Source organism: Methylobacterium sp. Leaf85, assembly GCF_001422125.1.
Lineage (GTDB): Bacteria > Pseudomonadota > Alphaproteobacteria > Rhizobiales > Beijerinckiaceae > Methylobacterium > Methylobacterium bullatum.
Genome location: NZ_LMME01000032.1, coordinates 256,778 through 275,548, shown reverse-complemented (window position 1 = coordinate 275,548; position 18,771 = coordinate 256,778). Strand labels below are relative to the sequence as shown.

The 18,771-nt window shown below is 67.3% G+C and carries 14 protein-coding genes; 8 read left to right on the top strand and 6 right to left on the bottom strand.

Annotation, left to right across the window (positions count from 1 at the left end; translation table 11 throughout):
* The first annotated feature begins 59 nt into the window (after nt 1-59).
* The gene (locus ASF08_RS19120; RefSeq protein ID WP_156629659.1) at nt 60-2,951 is read left to right on the top strand and encodes a phosphoenolpyruvate carboxylase; all 2,892 of its coding nucleotides are present in this window, start codon (nt 60-62) and stop codon (nt 2,949-2,951) included.
* 52 nt (nt 2,952-3,003) lie between these two features.
* Here the strand turns inward: ASF08_RS19120 and ASF08_RS19115 are convergent, their stop codons facing one another.
* Nucleotides 3,004-3,723 carry a YggS family pyridoxal phosphate-dependent enzyme gene (locus ASF08_RS19115; RefSeq protein ID WP_056148602.1) on the bottom strand — a complete coding sequence of 240 codons (720 nt, stop codon included), beginning with the start codon at nt 3,721-3,723 and terminating at the stop codon, nt 3,004-3,006.
* A gap of 192 nt (nt 3,724-3,915) precedes the next feature.
* Here ASF08_RS19115 and leuS point away from each other — a divergent pair, with 192 nt between their 5' ends.
* The 7 genes from leuS (at nt 3,916) to ASF08_RS19080 (ending at nt 12,761) form a co-directional block, all read left to right on the top strand.
* A complete protein-coding gene (gene leuS / locus ASF08_RS19110; protein ID WP_056148600.1) occupies nt 3,916-6,507 on the top strand; it encodes a leucine--tRNA ligase in 2,592 nt (863 codons plus the stop codon).
* 205 nt (nt 6,508-6,712) lie between these two features.
* The gene (lptE, locus tag ASF08_RS19105) at nt 6,713-7,264 is read left to right on the top strand and encodes an LPS assembly lipoprotein LptE (protein WP_056148598.1); all 552 of its coding nucleotides are present in this window, start codon (nt 6,713-6,715) and stop codon (nt 7,262-7,264) included.
* Nucleotides 7,261-8,292, top strand: a complete 1,032-nt coding sequence (gene holA / locus ASF08_RS19100; protein WP_056148595.1) for a DNA polymerase III subunit delta — start codon at nt 7,261-7,263, stop codon at nt 8,290-8,292. Before lptE ends, holA begins: the two co-directional genes overlap by 4 nt.
* Before the next feature lie 160 nt (nt 8,293-8,452).
* Nucleotides 8,453-10,342 (top strand): tRNA uridine-5-carboxymethylaminomethyl(34) synthesis enzyme MnmG, encoded by a 1,890-nt coding sequence (gene mnmG, locus ASF08_RS19095; RefSeq protein ID WP_056148592.1) that lies wholly within the window; start codon nt 8,453-8,455, stop codon nt 10,340-10,342.
* Nucleotides 10,332-10,973, top strand: coding sequence for a 16S rRNA (guanine(527)-N(7))-methyltransferase RsmG (rsmG, locus tag ASF08_RS19090; RefSeq protein ID WP_082473279.1), 642 nt, complete (start codon nt 10,332-10,334; stop codon nt 10,971-10,973). Before mnmG ends, rsmG begins: the two co-directional genes overlap by 11 nt.
* Entirely contained in the window at nt 10,970-11,812 is an 843-nt protein-coding gene (locus ASF08_RS19085) for a ParA family protein (RefSeq protein WP_018045845.1), read from the top strand. The genes rsmG and ASF08_RS19085 overlap by 4 nt, the downstream gene beginning before the upstream one ends.
* A 55-nt stretch (nt 11,813-11,867) precedes the next feature.
* Entirely contained in the window at nt 11,868-12,761 is an 894-nt protein-coding gene (locus ASF08_RS19080) for a ParB/RepB/Spo0J family partition protein (protein WP_018045844.1), read from the top strand.
* 103 nt (nt 12,762-12,864) lie between these two features.
* Here ASF08_RS19080 and mnmE read toward each other — a convergent pair whose 3' ends face one another.
* From mnmE to ASF08_RS19055, 5 genes are all read right to left on the bottom strand, one after another.
* Nucleotides 12,865-14,172 carry a tRNA uridine-5-carboxymethylaminomethyl(34) synthesis GTPase MnmE gene (gene mnmE, locus ASF08_RS19075; protein WP_056148845.1) on the bottom strand — a complete coding sequence of 436 codons (1,308 nt, stop codon included), beginning with the start codon at nt 14,170-14,172 and terminating at the stop codon, nt 12,865-12,867.
* 208 nt (nt 14,173-14,380) lie between these two features.
* Nucleotides 14,381-15,724 (bottom strand): transcription termination factor Rho, encoded by a 1,344-nt coding sequence (gene rho, locus ASF08_RS19070; RefSeq protein ID WP_056148583.1) that lies wholly within the window; start codon nt 15,722-15,724, stop codon nt 14,381-14,383.
* A gap of 267 nt (nt 15,725-15,991) precedes the next feature.
* The gene (locus ASF08_RS19065; protein WP_056148581.1) at nt 15,992-16,660 is read right to left on the bottom strand and encodes a Smr/MutS family protein; all 669 of its coding nucleotides are present in this window, start codon (nt 16,658-16,660) and stop codon (nt 15,992-15,994) included.
* Entirely contained in the window at nt 16,657-17,847 is a 1,191-nt protein-coding gene (mltA, locus tag ASF08_RS19060) for a murein transglycosylase A (RefSeq protein ID WP_200931880.1), read from the bottom strand. The genes ASF08_RS19065 and mltA overlap by 4 nt, the downstream gene beginning before the upstream one ends.
* A gap of 16 nt (nt 17,848-17,863) precedes the next feature.
* Nucleotides 17,864-18,589: a Tim44/TimA family putative adaptor protein gene (locus ASF08_RS19055; RefSeq protein ID WP_056148841.1), complete on the bottom strand. Its 726-nt coding sequence runs from the start codon at nt 18,587-18,589 to the stop codon at nt 17,864-17,866.
* Nucleotides 18,590-18,771 lie beyond the last annotated feature (182 nt).

The window sequence follows — 18,771 nt, the reverse complement described above, 5'->3', positions numbered from 1 at the left end:
GGCGACTCGGCTTCGGGGCCGTCCTCTTTCTTCTGTCCAGACAAGGTCGATCGATGCGCATGCTTGACCGCAGCCCAGCCAATACGGTGCCCGATCCCGGCAAGCTGGAACAGGATCTCATCGCCCTCATCGAGGATTCTCGCGAACGGTCGAGCGAGGATCCGTTCCGTAATCCCGTCCTGGCGGTGACGCTCGCGATCACCCGCCGCTTCGACCGCGACGAGATCGACGAGGACGACCTCGACGGCCTGTTCACCCGGTTACGCACACAATCCCTGGTAGCCCGGGCCGAGCGCCTGCGCGGCTATGTCGGGCTGGACCGGGACGCGCAGGCATCGGCAGACAGCACGATGCCGGCGCGCCTCGTGGCGGCGATCCCGAAAGGCACAGGGGATTTCGAGACCTTCCGCGATCTCGTGGGCCGTACCGGATTCGCCGTGGTGTTCACCGCCCACCCGACCTTCGGCATGCCGAAGGCCGTGGCGGCCCTCATCGCCGAGGCCGCGTCCCAGGACAGCGAGGCGGCGCGCCGGCCCCTGATGGAGAAGGCCGCCGCCCTCTCGACCCGGCCGGATGCGAAGATCAGCCTGGACGACGAGTTCGAACAGGCCTGCCTCGCGGCCAATCACGGCCGCGCGGCCCTGGACAGCTTCAACGCAGCCCTGCTCGATGCGGCCCGCTCGCGCTGGCCCGACCGCTGGACGGAACTGGTGCTCAAGCCCTTCGCCCTCGCCTCCTGGGTTGGCTGCGACACGGACGGGCGCACCGATATCGGCTGGTGGGACACCCTGCGCTACCGCCTGGAATCGAAGCGCATGCAGCTCGACCGGGTGATGCGCCACCTGCCGAACGTGCCGGCCACCAACGTGGTGCGGGACCTGACGCAGGGCGCGCTGGCGGCCGTCAACCGGCAACTCGCCGTCGCCCCGCGCCTCGGGACCAAGCCTACCCTGGAGGCGGTGCACCGCTTCGCTCTGGCGCTCATCATCGAGCGGGAGCGCGCCCAGACCGATTCCGGGCCGCTCCTGGCGGGCCTCGCCGGAGCCCTGGGCGGCGTCGAGAGCGACGAGGACAAGCGCGCCATCGCTCTCCTGCGCTCCGGCATCGCGACACACGGCCTGTCGAACGCCCTGCCGCATTTCCGGCTCAACGCCAGCCAGATCCACAACGCCGTGCGCCGGGTCATCGACCTCGAAGGGGAGCCGACGGACGCGGCGCAGCGGCGCTCGCACCTCTCGACCATCCACGCCCTCCTCAACGACGTGCATCCGGTGGCCGTGGATTTCGGCGCGCTCGCCGCCGAGCGTGCCTCGGCCGCGCGCCTGATGATGACCATCGCGCAGATCCTGAAGCACGTGGACGGCACCCATCCGGTGCGCTTCCTCATCGCCGAGACGGAGACCGGCTACACCCTTCTCGCCGCCCTCTGGCTCGCCCGGCATTACGGGATCAGCGACAAGGTCGAGATCACGCCGCTGTTCGAGACGGCGAGTGCCCTGGAACAGGGCATCCGCGTCCTCGACGATGCCCTGCGCAACCCGCATTGGCGCGCCTATCTCAAGCGCATCGGCCGGCTGACGGTGCAGTTCGGCTACTCGGATTCGGGCCGCTATGTCGGCCAGCTCGCCGCGAGTTTCTGGATCGAGCGCCTGCGCCTGCGCATCACCGACCTGATGACGCAGAACGGCCTGTCCGGCATCGAACTCGCGATCTTCGATACCCATGGCGAATCGATCGGCCGCGGCGCCCATCCGACCTCCCTGCGGGACCGCCTCGCCTATCTCGCGCCGGAGGATTCACGGCACCGGAACCGCAAGGCCGGCATCAAGGTGCGGCTGGAATCCAGCTTCCAGGGCTCGGACGGTTACCTGATGTTCGGCACGCAAGCGCTCGCCCGCGCCACGGTGGAGCGGATCGCCGAGCACCTCTTCGCCTTCGACATCGCCGACGACGATTCCTTCGCCGACTATGTCCTTTCCGACGCGCCGGGCGCCGACGAGACCGACGACCCGATCTATGGCGAGGCGGATTTCGCCGCCGAGTTCTTCACCGTCGCCCGCCAGGACATGGAAGCCCTGGTGGACGACCCTGGCTACGCCGCATTGCTGGGCACGTTCGGCCCTAGCCTCCTCGACCGCACCGGCTCGCGTCCGGTGGCCCGCCAGACCGATAGCGGCGGCCCCAGCATGATCACCCATCCCCGCCAGATGCGGGCGATTCCCAACAACGCGATCCTGCACCAACTGGGGTACCTCGCGAATTCGCTCCACGGCCTCGGCCGGGCGGCGAGCCGCGCACCGGATCTGTTCCGCGACATGCGCCGCGATTCGGTCCGGTTCTCCCGCGCGTTCCGCCTCGCCCAGCATGCCTCGGCGGTGGGCGACCTCGATGTGCTGCGCGCCTATATCGATACGCTCGACCCGGCCATGTGGCTGGAACGGGCACGGCGCACGCAGCGCGACGACCGGCGCGACGAACTTCTCGTCATCGCCACCGCCCTCGACCGTCTGCGCCTCGCCCCCGACCTGCGCCGCCTGTTCGGTCGCCTCACCAGCGACTGGCTGAGTTTGCAATCCGCCGCCCCGGACCTCGGCAAGATGTCGGTGAGGCTGACGATGCTCCACGCCCTGCGCCTCGCCCTGATCCACCGGATCTGGTTCCTGGCCGTGCACATTCCCGGCTTCCGCCCGCAATCGGGCATCACCCGCGAGCAGCTGATCGAGCGCTTCCTCCGCCTCGACATCGACGGCTGCCTCGCCATGCTCGACGAGATCTTCCCGATCACGCCGGACCCGACCCTCGGCCTCAATTTCGGCGAGCCCGCCGGACCGCGCGATGTCGGCACCTACGAATCGGAGCACAAGACGATCTTCGGCCCGATCCGCCAGTCCTTCGCCCGCGTCCGCGAGCTGTCGGGCATGATCCAGCACGAGGTGGGAGCGTTCGGGTAGGGCACCGTGGATCCCGGGTTCCGCTGCGCGGCCCCGGGACGAGCGGTGCCGCTCAGGCCCCTGCGGCGCGGGGGCGCTCCCCGAAGATCGCTGTGCCGACGCGGATATGGGTGGCGCCCATCTGGATCGCCGCCGGGTAATCCGCGCTCATGCCCATGGAAAGGATGGGCAGGTTGTGGCGCTCGGCGATGCGGGCCAGGAGGGCGAAATGCGCCGATGGCGGGGCTTCGGCCGGCGGGATGCACATGAGCCCGTTGATCGCCAGACCATGGGTCTCACGACACTCGCTGAGGAGGACGTCCACCTGCGAGGGCGAGACCCCGGCCTTCTGCGGCTCGTCACCGGTATTGACCTGGACGAGCAGCTTCGGCGTGCGCCCCGTGCGCTCGATCTCCTTGGCCAGGGCCGCCGCCAGTGACAGCCGGTCGAGGGCATGGATCACATCGAACAATTCCACCGCCTCGCGGGCCTTGTTCGATTGGAGCGGCCCGACGAGATGAAGCTCGACATCGGGAAAGCGCTCGCGCAAAGCCGGCCACTTCGCCTTCGATTCCTGAACGTAGTTCTCGCCGAAAACCCTATGCCCTGCCTCAAGAGCCGGGACGATGCCGTCCGCATCGATGAGCTTCGAGACCGCCACCAGCGAGATCGTGGCCGGGTCCCGCTCGGAATCCTGAGCCGCCTGGACGATCTTATCGCGCACGGCTTCAAGCCCGGCGACGACGGCGGCGGCGTCAGGATGGGCGTATCTCGGCGTGGTGGAGTCGGGCATGATGTCTCGCGGGCGAAGGAGGGGGCGGGTTACGCCTGACCTATCATCCGCAACGCCGGCCGCAAGCGCCGGGCTCCACCGGTGACGGCTCTGTTGACCGGCAAACAAGCCGTGTTAGTCCGGCATCCAACCGTTCCGGCGCCGCGTGAGGCGCCTCGCCAGGCCGTCCTGGCCGTAGTCAGAGCCCGCACCATGACTTCCTCCCCCATGCCCGTTCCAGAGCGCTACAACGCCAAGGATGCCGAGCCGCGCTGGCAGGAGGCCTGGGCCGCCCAGGGTATCTACGCCACGAAGAACGACGACCCGCGCGCGAAATACTACGTGCTCGAGATGTTCCCCTACCCGTCGGGGCGCATTCATATGGGCCACGTCCGCAACTACGCCATGGGCGACGTGGTGGCCCGCTACAAGCGCGCCAAGGGCTTCGCGGTGCTGCACCCTATGGGCTGGGACGCCTTCGGCCTGCCGGCCGAGAACGCGGCGATGGAGCGCAAGGTCAACCCGCGCGACTGGACCTACGCCAACATCGCCACCATGCGCGGCCAGTTGCAGAGCATGGGCCTGTCACTGGACTGGAGCCGGGAGATCGCAACCTGCGATCCCGACTACTACAAGCACCAGCAGCGTATGTTCCTCGACTTCCTCGACAAGGGACTCGTCACCCGCCGCACGGCCAAGGTGAACTGGGACCCGGTGGACCATACCGTGCTGGCCAACGAGCAGGTCATCGACGGGCGCGGCTGGCGCTCGGGCGCGCTGGTGGAGCAGCGCGAGCTGACCCAGTGGTTCTTCAAGATCACCGATTTCGCGCAGGATCTCTACGACGCACTCGACGGCCTGGAGCGTTGGCCGGAGAAGGTCAGGGTCATGCAGAAGAACTGGATCGGCCGCTCGGAAGGGCTTGAGGTCCGCTTCGCCTTCGATTCGCGTGACGGCGAGATCAAGGTCTACACGACCCGTCCCGACACCCTGTTCGGCGCGAAGTTCCTGGCCATTGCCGCCGACCACCCGGTCGCGGCGTCCGTGGCCGTCACGCGTCCCGAACTCCAGACCTTCATCGAGGAATGCCGTCGCACCGGCACGGCGCAGGCCGCGATCGACACGGCGGAGAAGCTCGGCTTCGACACGGGGTTGCGGGTGCGCCACCCCCTCGACCCGTCCTGGCTGCTGCCCGTCTACGTGGCGAATTTCGTCCTGATGGATTACGGCACCGGCGCCGTGTTCGGCTGCCCCGCCCACGACCAGCGCGACCTCGACTTCTCGAACAAATACGGCCTCGGCAATACGCCCGTCGTCTGTCCGGAAGGGCAGGACGCGGCGAGCTTCGTCGTCACCGACACCGCCTATGACGGCGATGGCCGCATGATCAATTCGCGCTTCCTCGACGACATGACGACGGACGAGGCCTTCCACGCCGTGGCGAACCGGCTCGAGGCCGAGATTTTGGACGGGGAGGCGGTGGCGGCGCGCAAGGTCCAGTTCCGTCTGCGAGACTGGGGCGTCTCGCGCCAGCGCTACTGGGGTTGTCCGATCCCGATCATCCATTGCGATGCCTGCGGGCCGGTCTCCGTCCCGGTCGCCGACCTTCCGGTGAAGCTGCCCGACGAGGTCTCCTTCGATACCCCCGGCAATCCGCTGGAGCGTGATCATGCCTGGCGCAACGTGCCCTGCCCGCGTTGCGGCGCTGCGGCCCGGCGTGAGACCGACACGATGGACACCTTCGTGGATTCGTCCTGGTACTACGCCCGCTTCACCGCTCCCTGGCTGCAGGACGCGCCGACCGACCGTTCGGCGGTGGATCACTGGCTGGCCGTGGACCAGTATATCGGCGGTATCGAACACGCGATCCTGCACCTGCTCTATGCCCGCTTCTTCACGCGAGCGATGCAGGCGACGGGCTGGTCCGGGGTTTCCGAGCCTTTTGCCGGGCTCTTCACGCAGGGGATGGTGGTCCACGAGACCTACAAGGACGCAGCGGGTGCATGGGTTCAGCCCGCCGATATCCGCATCGCCGCCGAGGGCGGCGGGCGTCAGGCGTTTCACGTGAAAACAGATGCACCGATCTCGATCGGCTCCATCGAAAAGATGTCGAAGTCCAAGAAGAACGTGGTGGACCCGGACGACATCATCGCGAGCTACGGCGCCGATACGGCTCGCTGGTTCATGCTGTCCGATTCGCCGCCCGAGCGTGACGTGATCTGGACGGAGGATGGCGTCCAGGGCGCGGCCCGCTTCGTTCAGCGGGTCTGGCGCCTGGTCTCTCTCGCTGTGGGCGTGCCGGCAGCGAGCGGAGCGTCGGACGCTGCGCTTCGCAAGGCCGCCCACAAGGCTCTCGCCGCGGTGGAAGAGGATGTGGAGCGCCTCCGCTTCAACCGTTGCGTCGCCCATATCTACACGCTGTCGAACGCTCTCGATGAGGCGATCCGCACGGCCACCGTATCGCGCGACGCGGCGACGGAAGCGGCGGGCATCCTCACGCAGCTCGTTGCGCCGATGATGCCGCATCTGGCCGAAGAATGCTGGTCGGCCCTCGGACGGCAGGGATTGGTCGCTCAGGCCGCGTGGCCGGTGGTCGATCGCGCGCTACTGGTGGAGGACGAGATCACCCTCCCCGTTCAGCTCAACGGCAAGAAGCGTGCGGATGTCACGGTGCCGCGCACGGCCGATACCGCGACAGTGGAAGCTCTCATCCTCGCCGATGAGGCGGTGCAGAAGGCACTCGAAGGCCGTCTCCCCCGCAAGGTCATCGTGGTGCCCGGGCGAATCGTGAATCTCGTGGTGTGAGAGCATCGAGCCTCTCTTGCCGGCCCCGCGTTCCATCGTCAGGAGGCCCATCGGCCCCCGCATTTCAGGATGCGGGGGAATGGTAGGAGGAGGAGCGACGACCATCGTCCCGCCGCAGAGGAATCGTAAAGCTTGCTGCTTATACAGGTGACGCAAGGGGCGGGATCGCCGTAAAGAGCGAGACCGGACGGAGAGCATTGCTGCGATGATGATGCATGGGCTGAGACAGGCGGTACGGTCCCGCGCGGTGAAGGTCGCGTTGGTCTCCCTCATGGCCGTCAACCTGTCGGCCTGCTTTCGTCCGCTCTACGGACCGACCGCGTCCGGCGAGCCCATGGCCGCCCTCCTTGCCTCGGTACAGGTGGACGACGTCTCCACGGCCGCGGGCCAGGAGCGGCTCGGCCATTACCTGCGCAGTGAACTCATCTTCGATCTCGACGGTTCGGGCCAGCCGTCTCCGAAACGCTACCGCCTGAAGATGCAGGGCAGCGAGTCGGTGAAGACCCCCATCGTGTCATCTCAGACCGGACGTGCCGAAGCAGGCACCCTGGTGGGGACCATCCGCTTCTCCCTCGAATCCCTGGACGGAGCGAAGATCATCACCGAGGGTGTGGCGGTGGCCACGACCACCTACGATCGCTCGATCCAGCGCTTCGCCTCCCTGCGTGCGGCCCGCGATGCGGAGATCCGTCTGGCCAAGACCCTGGCCGATCAGATCAAGACGCGGATCGCTTCCGTTCTGGTGACCAAGCCCTGACCGCCGTCAAGGCTGGCGATATCGAGGCGCTGCTGCGGCGCGGACCGGCGTCGCAGATCGCGGTCATCCTCGTCTACGGGCCGGATACCGGCCTCGTTTTCGAACGAGCCAAGCGTCTGGCCGAGAGTTTCGTCACTGACCCGTCCGACCCCTTCGCCCTGGTCAAGATCGACGGCGATGTCCTCGCGTCCGATGCGGGACGCCTCGTGGACGAAGCCGGCACGGTTGGCCTGTTCGGCGGCCAGCGCAGCATTTGGGTAAGGCCAGGAAGCCGCAACTACGCTCCGGCCGTGGACGCGGCGCTTAAGGCCGAGATCGCCGGTGCACGCATCGTGGTGGAGGCGGGAGACCTCGCCAAGAGCGCGCCCCTACGGACGCTCTGCGAAAAGTCGACTCGGGCGCTTGCCCTGCCCTGCTACGCCGATGACGAACGGGCCTTGGCCGAGCTCATCGACCGCACCCTCCAGGAGAATGGCCAGCGCATCGCCCGTGAGGCACGCGATATCCTGGCGATGAGTCTGGGCGGCGACCGGCGAGCGAGCCTGTCCGAGATCGAGAAACTGGCGCTCTATGCCAGGGGCCAGACCGAAATCACCCTGGACGATGTGGAGGCCGTGATCAGCGACGTCGCTGGCAGCGTCCTCAATACGCTGATCGATGCCGCCTTCGTCGGCCGCGGTGAAGAGGTCGAGCGGGATTATCGCCGCTTCCGCCACGAGGGTATGGACCCGTCGATGATGCTCGGCTCGGCCCTGCGCCACGCCCTGACACTCCTCTCCACGCGGATCACGGGGGAGGGGCAAAGTCCGAGCATGATGGTGGGCAATTGGCGCGGCCTGCACTTCCGCCGCAAGGCCATCGTCGAGGCCCAGCTAGGGCGCTGGTCTCCCGTCGCCCTCCGCCATGCGGTTCAGCTGCTCCAGGAGGCCGTGCTCGCCTGCCGCCGCGCCCAGCCCGACCTCGCCCATGCTCATGCTTCGGCGACGCTTCTGCGCATCGCCACGGAGGCCGCCCGTCGGCGCGGCTGATAATCTGCCATCCTGCGCGCGCTTGCCCGCCCATGTCCCATCGCTCGTCAGAGGCGGATCCGAGTTTCGGGAGGTCCATCGCGAAAATCGGATGCGATGGAACGTCGATGGTCGTCGCTCTCCTCGTTGACGACTCGCTCCGGTCGCGCCTAATCACCCTATGTCCCAGACGAGCTCTTCTTTCGACGTGGTCGTGGTTGGCGGCGGCCATGCCGGCGTGGAAGCGGCCGCCGCCGCCGCCCGCACCGGAGCCCGCACCGCCCTGGTCACTCACTCGGCCTCCACGATCGGCGCGATGTCGTGCAATCCGGCCATCGGCGGTCTTGGTAAGGGACATCTCGTCCGTGAGGTCGACGCCCTCGACGGATTGATGGGCCGGGTCGCCGATGCGGCCGGTATCCAGTTTCGTCTGCTCAACCGGCGCAAGGGTCCCGCCGTGCGAGGCCCCCGCACACAGGCCGACCGTAAGCTCTACGCTCGGGCGATGCAGGAGGCGGTGGCCGAGACCGCCAATCTCGTGGTGGTGGAGGGGGAGGTCGCGGATATCCTCGTCGACGCCGCACGGGTGGAAGGCGTGATCCTGGCAGACGGCCAAACCCTGGCCTGCCCGGCGGTCGTATTGACCACCGGCACGTTCTTGCGCGGACTGATCCATATGGGCGAGGTGCAGATCCCCGCCGGGCGTGTAGGGGAGGGGCCGTCCGTCGGCCTCGCTCAGACCCTGGACCGGCTGGGCTTTGCCCTGGGGCGGCTCAAGACCGGTACACCTGCCCGCCTCGATGGCCGCACCATCGACTGGTCCGGGCTCGAGATGCAGTCGGCGGATGACGATCCTGTGCCGTTCTCGACGCTGACGGACCGGATCACCACGCCCCAGATCCAATGCGGAATCACCCGCACCACCCGTGCCGTGCACGATCTCATCCGCGCCAATCTCCACCGCTCCCCGATGTATTCCGGTGGGATCAGCAGCCGTGGTCCGCGCTATTGTCCATCCATCGAGGACAAAGTAGTGCGTTTCGGAGATCGTGAGGGGCACCAGATCTTCCTGGAGCCGGAGGGGCTCGACGACCCGACGGTGTATCCCAACGGGATTTCGACCGCCTTGCCGGAGAGCGTGCAGCGCGATTTGATCGCCCTGATTCCCGGCCTCGAACATGCAACGATCGTGCGTCCGGGCTACGCCATCGAATACGATTACGTCGACCCGCGCGAACTCGACACCGGCCTTCAAGCCAAGCGCCTGTCCGGCCTTTTTCTCGCGGGGCAGATCAACGGCACCACCGGTTACGAAGAAGCGGCGGGGCAGGGGCTGGTGGCCGGGATCAATGCGGCCCGTCTGGCGGGCGGATCGCCCCTCGCCAGTTTCGACCGGGCGGAATCGTATCTCGGCGTGATGATCGACGATCTCGTGACCCATGGGGTCAGTGAGCCCTACCGCATGTTCACGTCGCGCTCGGAATATCGGTTGTCTCTCCGCGTGGACAATGCCGACGAGCGCCTGACCCCACGCGGCGCTGCCCTCGGCTGTGTCGGCTCGGTGAGGGCCGAGCATTTTGCCCGCTCCCAGGGCGAACTCGAAGCGGCGAGAGCACGGCTCGACGGCCTCAGTCTGACACCGGCGGCAGCGGCTCGGCACGGCATCGCCCTCAATCAGGACGGCATCCGCCGCAGTGCCTACCAATTGCTGTCCTATCCCGAGATCGGTTGGGACCGTCTCACCAAGGTCTGGCCCGAACTTCGGAGCGTGTCCCCCCGAGTGGCGGACCGTCTGCGAACGGACGCGACCTATGCCGTCTATCTCGACCGGCAAAGTGCCGATATCGCGGCCTTTCGACGGGACGAGGCCGTGGCCTTGCCGATCAAGCTCGACTATGGGGCGATTCCCGGCCTGTCCAATGAGATGCAGGCCAAGCTCGAAGCGGTCCGTCCCGGCACGCTCGGTCAGGCGGCGCGGATCGAGGGCGTGACCCCCGCTGCCCTCACCCTCCTTGCGGCGCATGCTCGCCGTGCCGACCGCTCCGGCTTGGCCATCGTCCATGGCCGTTAAGCAGGACGACCGGGCTCGGGTGCTCGCCCAGGCAAATGTTTCACGTGAAACAGCCGCGGCGTTGGACATCTATGTCGAGCAATTGCGCCGGTGGCAGAACGTCAAGAATCTCGTCGGACCGGCTACCCTCGCGGAGGTCTGGACACGCCATATTGCCGATGCACTACAACTCCTCGATCTGGCTCCGACCGCCACCACATGGCTCGATCTCGGTTCGGGGGCGGGCATTCCCGGCCTCATCCTCGCCATCGCGGGGCGCGAACGGCCGGGCTTTCAGGTGGATCTGATCGAGAGCAATGCGCGCAAATGTGCCTTCCTCACTGAGGCTGCGCGCCTCATGAAAGCCCCGGCGCGGGTGCGTAACCTTCGCATCGAAGACGCGGTTGCCGACCACGTCGGAATCGATGTCGTCTGCGCCCGCGCTCTGGCCCCGCTTCACCAGCTGCTGGACTGGACCGAACCGCTGTTGACAACCGGCACCACCGCCCTGTTTCCGAAGGGCCGTGATGCACAAGCGGAATTGACCGCTGCAGCGCAACGGTGGAGATTCGTTTACGATCTGGTGACGAGCCGTACTGAGTCGGAAGCGCGGATCGTCCGCGTCACCGCCCTCTCCCGCGTGGATTCATGACCATCGAACCCTCTTCCGCCTCCAGGGCAGTGCCCGAGCGGCCGCTACGCATCCTCGCCTTGGCCAACCAGAAGGGCGGCGTCGGCAAGACGACGACGGCCATTAACCTCGGTACCGCCCTCGCTGCCATTGGCGAACGCGTGCTGGTGATCGACCTCGATCCGCAGGGCAACGCCTCCACAGGACTCGGCATCGATCGTCGCTCGCGCAAGGTTTCGACCTATCACGTGCTCGCCGGGGACTCGTCCCTGGCTCAGGCCGTGGTGCCCACCGCCGTGCCTCGCCTGCTGCTCGCCCCCTCCACGATGGATCTGCTCGGCCTCGAACTCGAGATGGCGAGCTCATCGGACCGCGCCCATCGCCTCCGCAACGCCATGAGCGATATCGGCAAGGCCGGTGCGACGGAGGGCGTCACCTATGTCCTGATCGATTGCCCGCCGTCGCTGAACTTGCTGACGATCAATGCCCTCGCGGCCGCCGATGCGGTGCTCGTGCCGATGCAATGCGAGTTCTTCGCCCTCGAAGGGTTGAGCCAGCTTCTGCGTACCGTGGAGCAGGTACGTACGGCGTTGAACCCCCGGCTGACGATCCAGGGTGTGGTGCTGACCATGGTGGATCCGCGCAACAACCTTTCGAACCAGGTCGCCGCCGACGTGCGGAGCTTTCTTGGCGATAAGGTCTACGAGACCACGATTCCCCGGAACGTGCGTGTGTCGGAGGCCCCGTCGCATGGCAAGCCGGTATTGCTCTACGACCTGAAATGCGCCGGCTCGCAGGCCTATCTGCGCCTGGCTTCGGAGGTGATCCAGCGCGAAGGCCGGCTGCCGGTCGCGGCCTAGGTCTCTCGTTCTTTCCTGTAAATGCGTAGCGTGTCGGAGTTGGAAGCAGGTGGCGATGGCGGATGATGTGGCGCGGCCCCGGCTCGGGCGTGGGCTTGCGGCCCTGATCGGTGACTTCGGCGACGACAACGGCGATGCGGGCAAACCGCAGGCACAGCGTAAGGTCGCCGTCGAGTTTCTCCGTCCCAACCCACGCAATCCGCGCCGACGCTTCCATGACGCCGAACTGGACGAACTCGCCGCGTCCATCAAGCTGCGCGGCATCATCCAACCCATCGTCGTGCGGGCACTTGCGGGCGTCCCGGATACTTTCGAGATCGTCGCCGGTGAGCGCCGCTGGCGCGCGGCGCAGCGCGCCGGTTTGCACGAAGCCCCCATCGTCGTCGTCGAAATCGACGACCGGACGTCCCTCGAATACGCCATTCTCGAGAACGTCCAGCGCAGCGACCTCAACGCCATCGAAGAGGCGGCCGGTTACGAGCGGCTGATGAGCGAATTCCGCTACAGCCAGACGGAGCTCGCCGAGATCATCGGCAAGAGCCGCAGCCATCTCGCCAATACCCTGCGGCTATTGCAATTATCCAGCGCGATCCAGGACCGGGTCGTCGCGGGCGAGATCACGGCCGGTCATGCCCGCGCCTTGCTCGCGGTGAGGGACCCGGAAGGGGTCGCCCGGCGCATCGTCACAGAGGGCCTGTCCGTGCGTGAGGTCGAGGCCCTCGCCTCGGCGGAAGTGCCGGAGGGCGACGCACCCCGCCCAGGACGCCCTCGCAAGCCCGAGCGCGATATTCAGGTGCGCAGCCTCGAACAGGCCATGGCTCGCGCGCTCGGCGTCTCGGTCTCCCTGAAGGCCAAGGGTCAGGCCAGTGGCGAGATCCGAATCCGCTACGAGACGGCGGAGGAACTCGATGCCCTATGCAAGCGGTTCGAGGTATCCGATGGAGCGTGAAGCTCGTTCGGCACCGTCATCCACACCTTCGCGGAACGCTTGATGCATCGGCACAAGGCGATTTCGGACGGGAAAGGAATCCCGGCTCGGTCTGTCTGCATCCCTATTTGCCGATACAGAATCCTGAGAACAGGCGGTCGAGCATGTCCTCGACGCCAACCCGGCCGGCAACCTCGCCCAGGGCGCGAACGGCGAGGCGTAGATCCTCGGCCAGAAGTTCCGGAAGGGCAGGGCCCGACAATACCCTGTCCAGGTGATCGCGGCAGCGGGTCAGCCCGTCGCGGTGGCGTTCGCGGGTGACGAGGGCATCGCCACCGCCGAGGGCGGCCTCCGCCCGTGCCTCGATGAGGTCGAGCAGGCGATCGATGCCCTGCCCGGTCAGCGCCGAGACTGCTATGTCGCCGCCCCCATCGCTTCCGAGATCCGCTTTCGTGCTCACGAGAATGCTGCGATCGGGTAGGGGGAGCGCTTCATCGGTCGAATAGTCGCCTGCGCGGAGAGCGAGGACGAGGTCGGCCTGCTCCATCCGCTTACGGGTGCGGCGAATGCCTTCGGATTCCACGGGATCGGCGGTGTCACGCAGTCCCGCCGTATCGACGATGATGACCGGCAATCCGCCGAGATCGCAGCGGATCTCGATGAGGTCCCGCGTCGTGCCGGGAATCGCCGAGACGATGGCGGCATCGCGTCGGCTCAGGGCGTTGAGCAGGGTCGATTTGCCAGCATTCGGCGGGCCGGACAGCACCACCACGAAACCTTCCCTCAGGCGCTCTCCCCGCCGGGCATCGGCAAGAGCCACGTCGATCTCGTCGCGGATCGCGCGGGCCTTCACATGCAGCGCAGCGTCGAGCGCCGCTTCATCGACATCGCCTTCATCGGAGAAATCGAGGGCGGCCTCGGCTCCGGCCAGGAGATCGATCAGGCGGTCCCGCCAATCGGCGACCTTGCGACCAAGGACGCCGTCGAGTTGGCGCAGGGCCTGGCGCCGTTGGGAATCGGTTTCCGCGTCGATCAGGTCTGCTGCGCCCTCGGCGGCGGTGAGATCCATCCGCCCGTTCTCCACTGCACGGCGGCTGAAGGCCCCCGGTTCGGCGAGGCGGCATCCGGCCTGTGCGGCGAGGGAAGCCAGGACGGCGGACCGAACGGCGAGACCGCCATGGAGGTGGAGTTCGGCCATGTCCTCGCCGGTGAACGTGGCGGGTCCTGGCATCCAAACGATGAGGGCTGAGTCGAGCACGTCACCGCTTGCAGGGTCGCGCAGCGTGCGGAGCGACAACCGTCGGGGCGGCGGCAGGCGCCCGGCCATCGCCCCAAGGAGAAACGAGGAAGCCGGACCGCTGATGCGGATCACGGCAACAGCGGCCCGGCCGAAGCCGCTTGCCGGCGCGAAGATAGTAGTGCCGTCGCTCATGGCCGACATGCTGCCAAGTCTCGATGCAGCGGGGCGAATGCCCCCACTCGACGACTACATTCGCCGCCCGTCATGTTGTGTTCTCCGTGATCGACCTCTCTCCAAGCTCCCGGCAGGAGATGACACGAGGTCGAGAACAAGCATCCTCCCTCGCCAGGAAACACCCGTCGTCTATCGACGGGCGTCCGAGCTGGAGGGAGGACCGTTCTCAGGTGTTCATGGAATCGAAGAAGTCATTGTTGCTCTTGGTCTGGCGCAGCTTGTCCATGAGGAACTCGATCGCGTCGGTGACGCCCATCGGGTTGAGGATGCGGCGCAGCACGTAGGTCTTCTTGAGCGAATCCGGCGGGACCAGGAGCTCTTCCTTGCGGGTGCCCGAGCGGGTGATGTCGATGGCCGGGAAGATCCGCTTGTCCGAGACCTTGCGGTCGAGAATGATCTCGGAGTTGCCGGTGCCCTTGAACTCCTCGAAGATCACCTCGTCCATGCGCGAGCCGGTGTCGATGAGGGCGGTGGCGATGATCGAGAGCGAGCCGCCTTCCTCGATGTTGCGCGCCGCGCCGAAGAAGCGCTTGGGGCGCTGGAGCGCGTTGGCGTCGACACCGCCGGTGAGTACCTTGCCGGAAGACGGCACCACGGTGTTGTAGGCGCGTCCGAGGCGGGTGATCGAATCGAGCAGGATGACCACGTCCCGGCCATGCTCCACGAGGCGCTTGGCCTTCTCGATCACCATTTCGGCGACCTGAACGTGGCGGGTGGCGGGCTCGTCGAAGGTAGAGGCGATGACCTCGCCCTTCACCGAGCGAATCATGTCGGTGACTTCCTCGGGGCGCTCGTCGATGAGCAGCACGATGAGGTAGCATTCCGGGTGGTTGATGGTGATGGACTGCGCGATGTTCTGCATCAGCACGGTCTTGCCGGTGCGCGGCGGCGCCACGATCAGGGCGCGCTGGCCCTTACCGATGGGGGCCACGATGTCGATGATGCGCGGGCTGAAGTCCTTCTTCGGCGGCGCATCGAGTTCGAGCTTGAAGCGCTGGGTCGGAAACAGCGGCGTCAGATTGTCGAAATGGACCTTGTGCTTGATCTTCTCCGGGTTCTCGAAGTTGATCGTGTTCACCTTGAGCAGGGCGAAGTAGCGTTCACCGTCCTTGGGACCGCGGATCGGTCCCTCGACGGTATCGCCGGTCCGCAGGCCGAAACGGCGGATCTGAGTGGGTGAAATATAGATGTCGTCGGGGCCCGGCAGGTAGTTCGATTCCGAAGAGCGAAGGAAGCCGAACCCATCCTGCAGCACTTCCACCGTGCCGGCGCCGATGATCTCGACCTCCTTGGCAGCGAGCTGCTTCAGGATGGAGAACATCAGCTCCTGCTTGCGCATGGTGGAGGCGTTCTCGACCTCGACCTCCTCCGCGAAGGCGATCAGGTCGGTGGGGGTCTTCGACTTCAGATCCTGAAGCTTGACCTCGCGATGCTGACTGAGATCGGCCGCGACCAACCCGACTTCGGCCGGCGGATCAACGGGAATGAGGGAGTCGTTCTGTGACGTCATGGGAGAATGAGAACCGACGATGGACGAGGGTTGATCGGGCGGGACAGTCGGAGAAGCGCCGGATGCCTTGTCGGCACCTATGTCGAAGCGTCGGTAAAGACCGGCTCCGCGCATCGTCTTGAGGGAGCCTGTGGCTCTCGGATGCAACACGGCGTAAAAGGAGGGACTTCCCGCATATCGCGTTTTCGCATCCGGCTCAAGTCCCACTCGCGCGAGCGCAGGGCGAGCCGGCTGTGGCCTTCGCGAGACGCGGTGGGGACAGACGCCTCAGCGACGCCTCAGACGCACATACAGCGCGCCCGCGCCACCGTGGTGGCGTGCCGCCTCCTCGAAGCCGATGACGATGCTGCGCAGTTCCGGCGAGCGCAGCCAGTGGGGAACCTGACGGCGCAGGACGCCGCGCTCCGAGAACGCCTCGTCATAGCCCGCCCCGCCTCCCTTGCCGGTGACGACGAGGACATGGGCGTGGCCCGCCGAGCGGCAGCGCATGAGGAAGCCGACCAGGGCGCCATGAGCCTCGGCCTGATACATTCCGTGAAGGTCGATCCGCGCCTCGACCTTGAGCGATCCGCGCCGCAAGGCGAGGCGCGCCTTGCGTTCGAGACCGGGCAGAGGCGGCGCCGTGACGACGGTCGCCGGGGCCGCGACCGGGGAGGGCGCGGGGATCGGCTTCACGATGCGTTTCGCCGGGGCCTGCCGGCCGCTGGGCGAGGCGGTCTTATCCGTGACCGGCTTCGTCACGGGTTTGGCGGCGAGCCCCGGCGCTTCCGGCCTCTTCTTCGGAAGAGGCGGACCTCCCGCAGCCGGAACCTCGGACATCGGAGTCTTGGCCATCGGCACGGCACGGCCGCGCAGCGGGGTGATCAGCCGCGCGATCTCGCCCCAGAGGAACGCATCCTCGCCCGACAGGCCGCGGGGTCTGCGCGGCAACCTCATGGAACGGGCGCCATACGCGGCTTGGGCAGCAGGACCACGAAGCCGACCGCATCGCGCAGGTTGCCGGCGGCGACCCCCGCCGCTTCGCCCGTGCCGAGATAGAGGTCGCCCCGCGCGGGACCGACGATGGCCGAGCCGGTATCGGCGGCGACCACCAGACGCCCCGGCGCATCCTCCCCCGCGATCCGTCCCTCGAGCCAGAACGGCGTTCCATAGCGCCACAGGGTGGAATCGACCGCGAGGCTGCGGCCCGGAGTCAACGGTACGCCGGCCGCTCCGGGAGGACCGAGGCCGGCATCCTCCACCTCGGCGAGGCGGAAGAAGATGTAGGAGGCATTGGCCTGCATCAACGGCTTGGCGAGGGCCGGATGGGCGCGGAGCCAGCCGGTCCAGCGGGCCAGCGTCAGGCCTTCGAGGGGCAGGTGTCCTGCCTGGACGATGAGCTTGGCCACCGAGGTGTAGGGACGGCCGTTGCGGCCGTCATAGAGCACGCGCACGGCCCGCCCATCGGGAAGACGCACGCGTCCCGAACCCTGGACCTGGAGCACGAAGAGGTCGACCGGATCGCGCAGGTAGAGGAGCGGTCGGGCCCGCTCCCCGATCCCGCCCGCCTCGATGGACGCCCGGTCGGGATAGGGCTCGAACCCGGTCCCCGTCGCCCGTGCCGCCCGCAAGGCCGGGTCGAGGCCGGGCTTCGTCTCGCCGGGGGCGAGACTCACGAGATCGTCCGGCCGGGCGAGGGCAGGGGTGGTGAAGCCGGGACGGGCGACGAGGGCGCCGGTGAGTTCAGGCTCGAAATAGCCGGTGAGGAAGCCCGTCCGGCGCGGCGGACCACCCGCCTCGCCCGGCCTGACGATGCGATAGGCATCGAAATTCCGCGCGAAGAAGGCCCCGGCCTCCTGAGGCTCGACCGACGCGGCACGGCTGCAGGCGGCGGCGAGATCTTCCGCCGCGCCGGCGACGGTCGAGGCGATTTCCACCGGGGGGGCGGCGCAGGTCCGGCGGAACGCGTCGAGGGAGGCGACCGGGTCGGGGCCGGGAAATCCCGGCAGCGTCACGAGGTCCACCGGCTCCAGAATCGCCTCTCCCACGCGAAGCGGCCCGGCCGCGAGAGCGACCGGGCCGGGGAGACAGCCAGCGACGAGAGCCAGGGCGACGGCGGACGCCCGATTGAAAAACCCACTCACGACAAACCCTGGATCCTCAGGCGCCGGCTTCCGTGGCCACCAGCTGCCAGTTCGGATCGCGGCTGCCCAGCGTGCGGGCGAAGGTCCACACGTCCGGCACTTCGGCCACGGCCTCGGCATTGCCGTCGATGACCTGACCTTCGGCGTTGCGGGTGGCGGTGATGAGGTGTGAGAGGAACCGCACCGTCACCTGCGCCACCTTGTTGCGGACGTCCACGGCGACGATCTCCGCCTTGTCGAGGGAGACGAAGGTGGTCTCGACCGTCTCACGGCGCGATTCGCGGGCGGTGATCTCGCGCTCGAACCCTTCGCAGACCTCCCGCGAGAGCAGGCTACGGAGGGTCTTGCGGTCGCCCTTGGCGAAGGCGATCACGATGGCTTCATAGGCGCCCTTCGCGCCCTCCACGAAGGCACGGGGGTCGAAGCTCGGCTCCGCCTGGACGATGGCTTCGAGCCCTTGGGCGACGGCCGAGCCGGGCTCGGCGATGCCCCGCCAGTCACGGACCTCGGCGATTGCGGCGGGTGCCGAATCGCTCTGCGGCTGGCCGCGGTCCGCGCCCGGCAGGCGCACCACGTTGTCGCCGTCCGACCGCGCCGGCGGCGGATTGCGGCTCCGGTCCACCGGTTTGAACGGCGAGCGCTCGGTTCCGGTCTTCTGCCCGAGCACCGACCGGAGCCGCCAGATGACGAACACCGCGAGCGCCAAAAAGATCAGGGTCGTCAAATCGAAGGAATCCTGCATCACCGATCCGATCGTGGCCGTCGCACGATATGTGTGTTCGAGGGGGCTCCCGAAAATCCCACCGCTACGCCCTTTATCGGAGCGCCGCGCAAGGATCGAGCCGGAGAATCCAAGGATCCCGCCCTGGATGAGGAGGACGCGACCCACGATCTCAGCCCGCATATGGGACTCGCCGCGCGCCG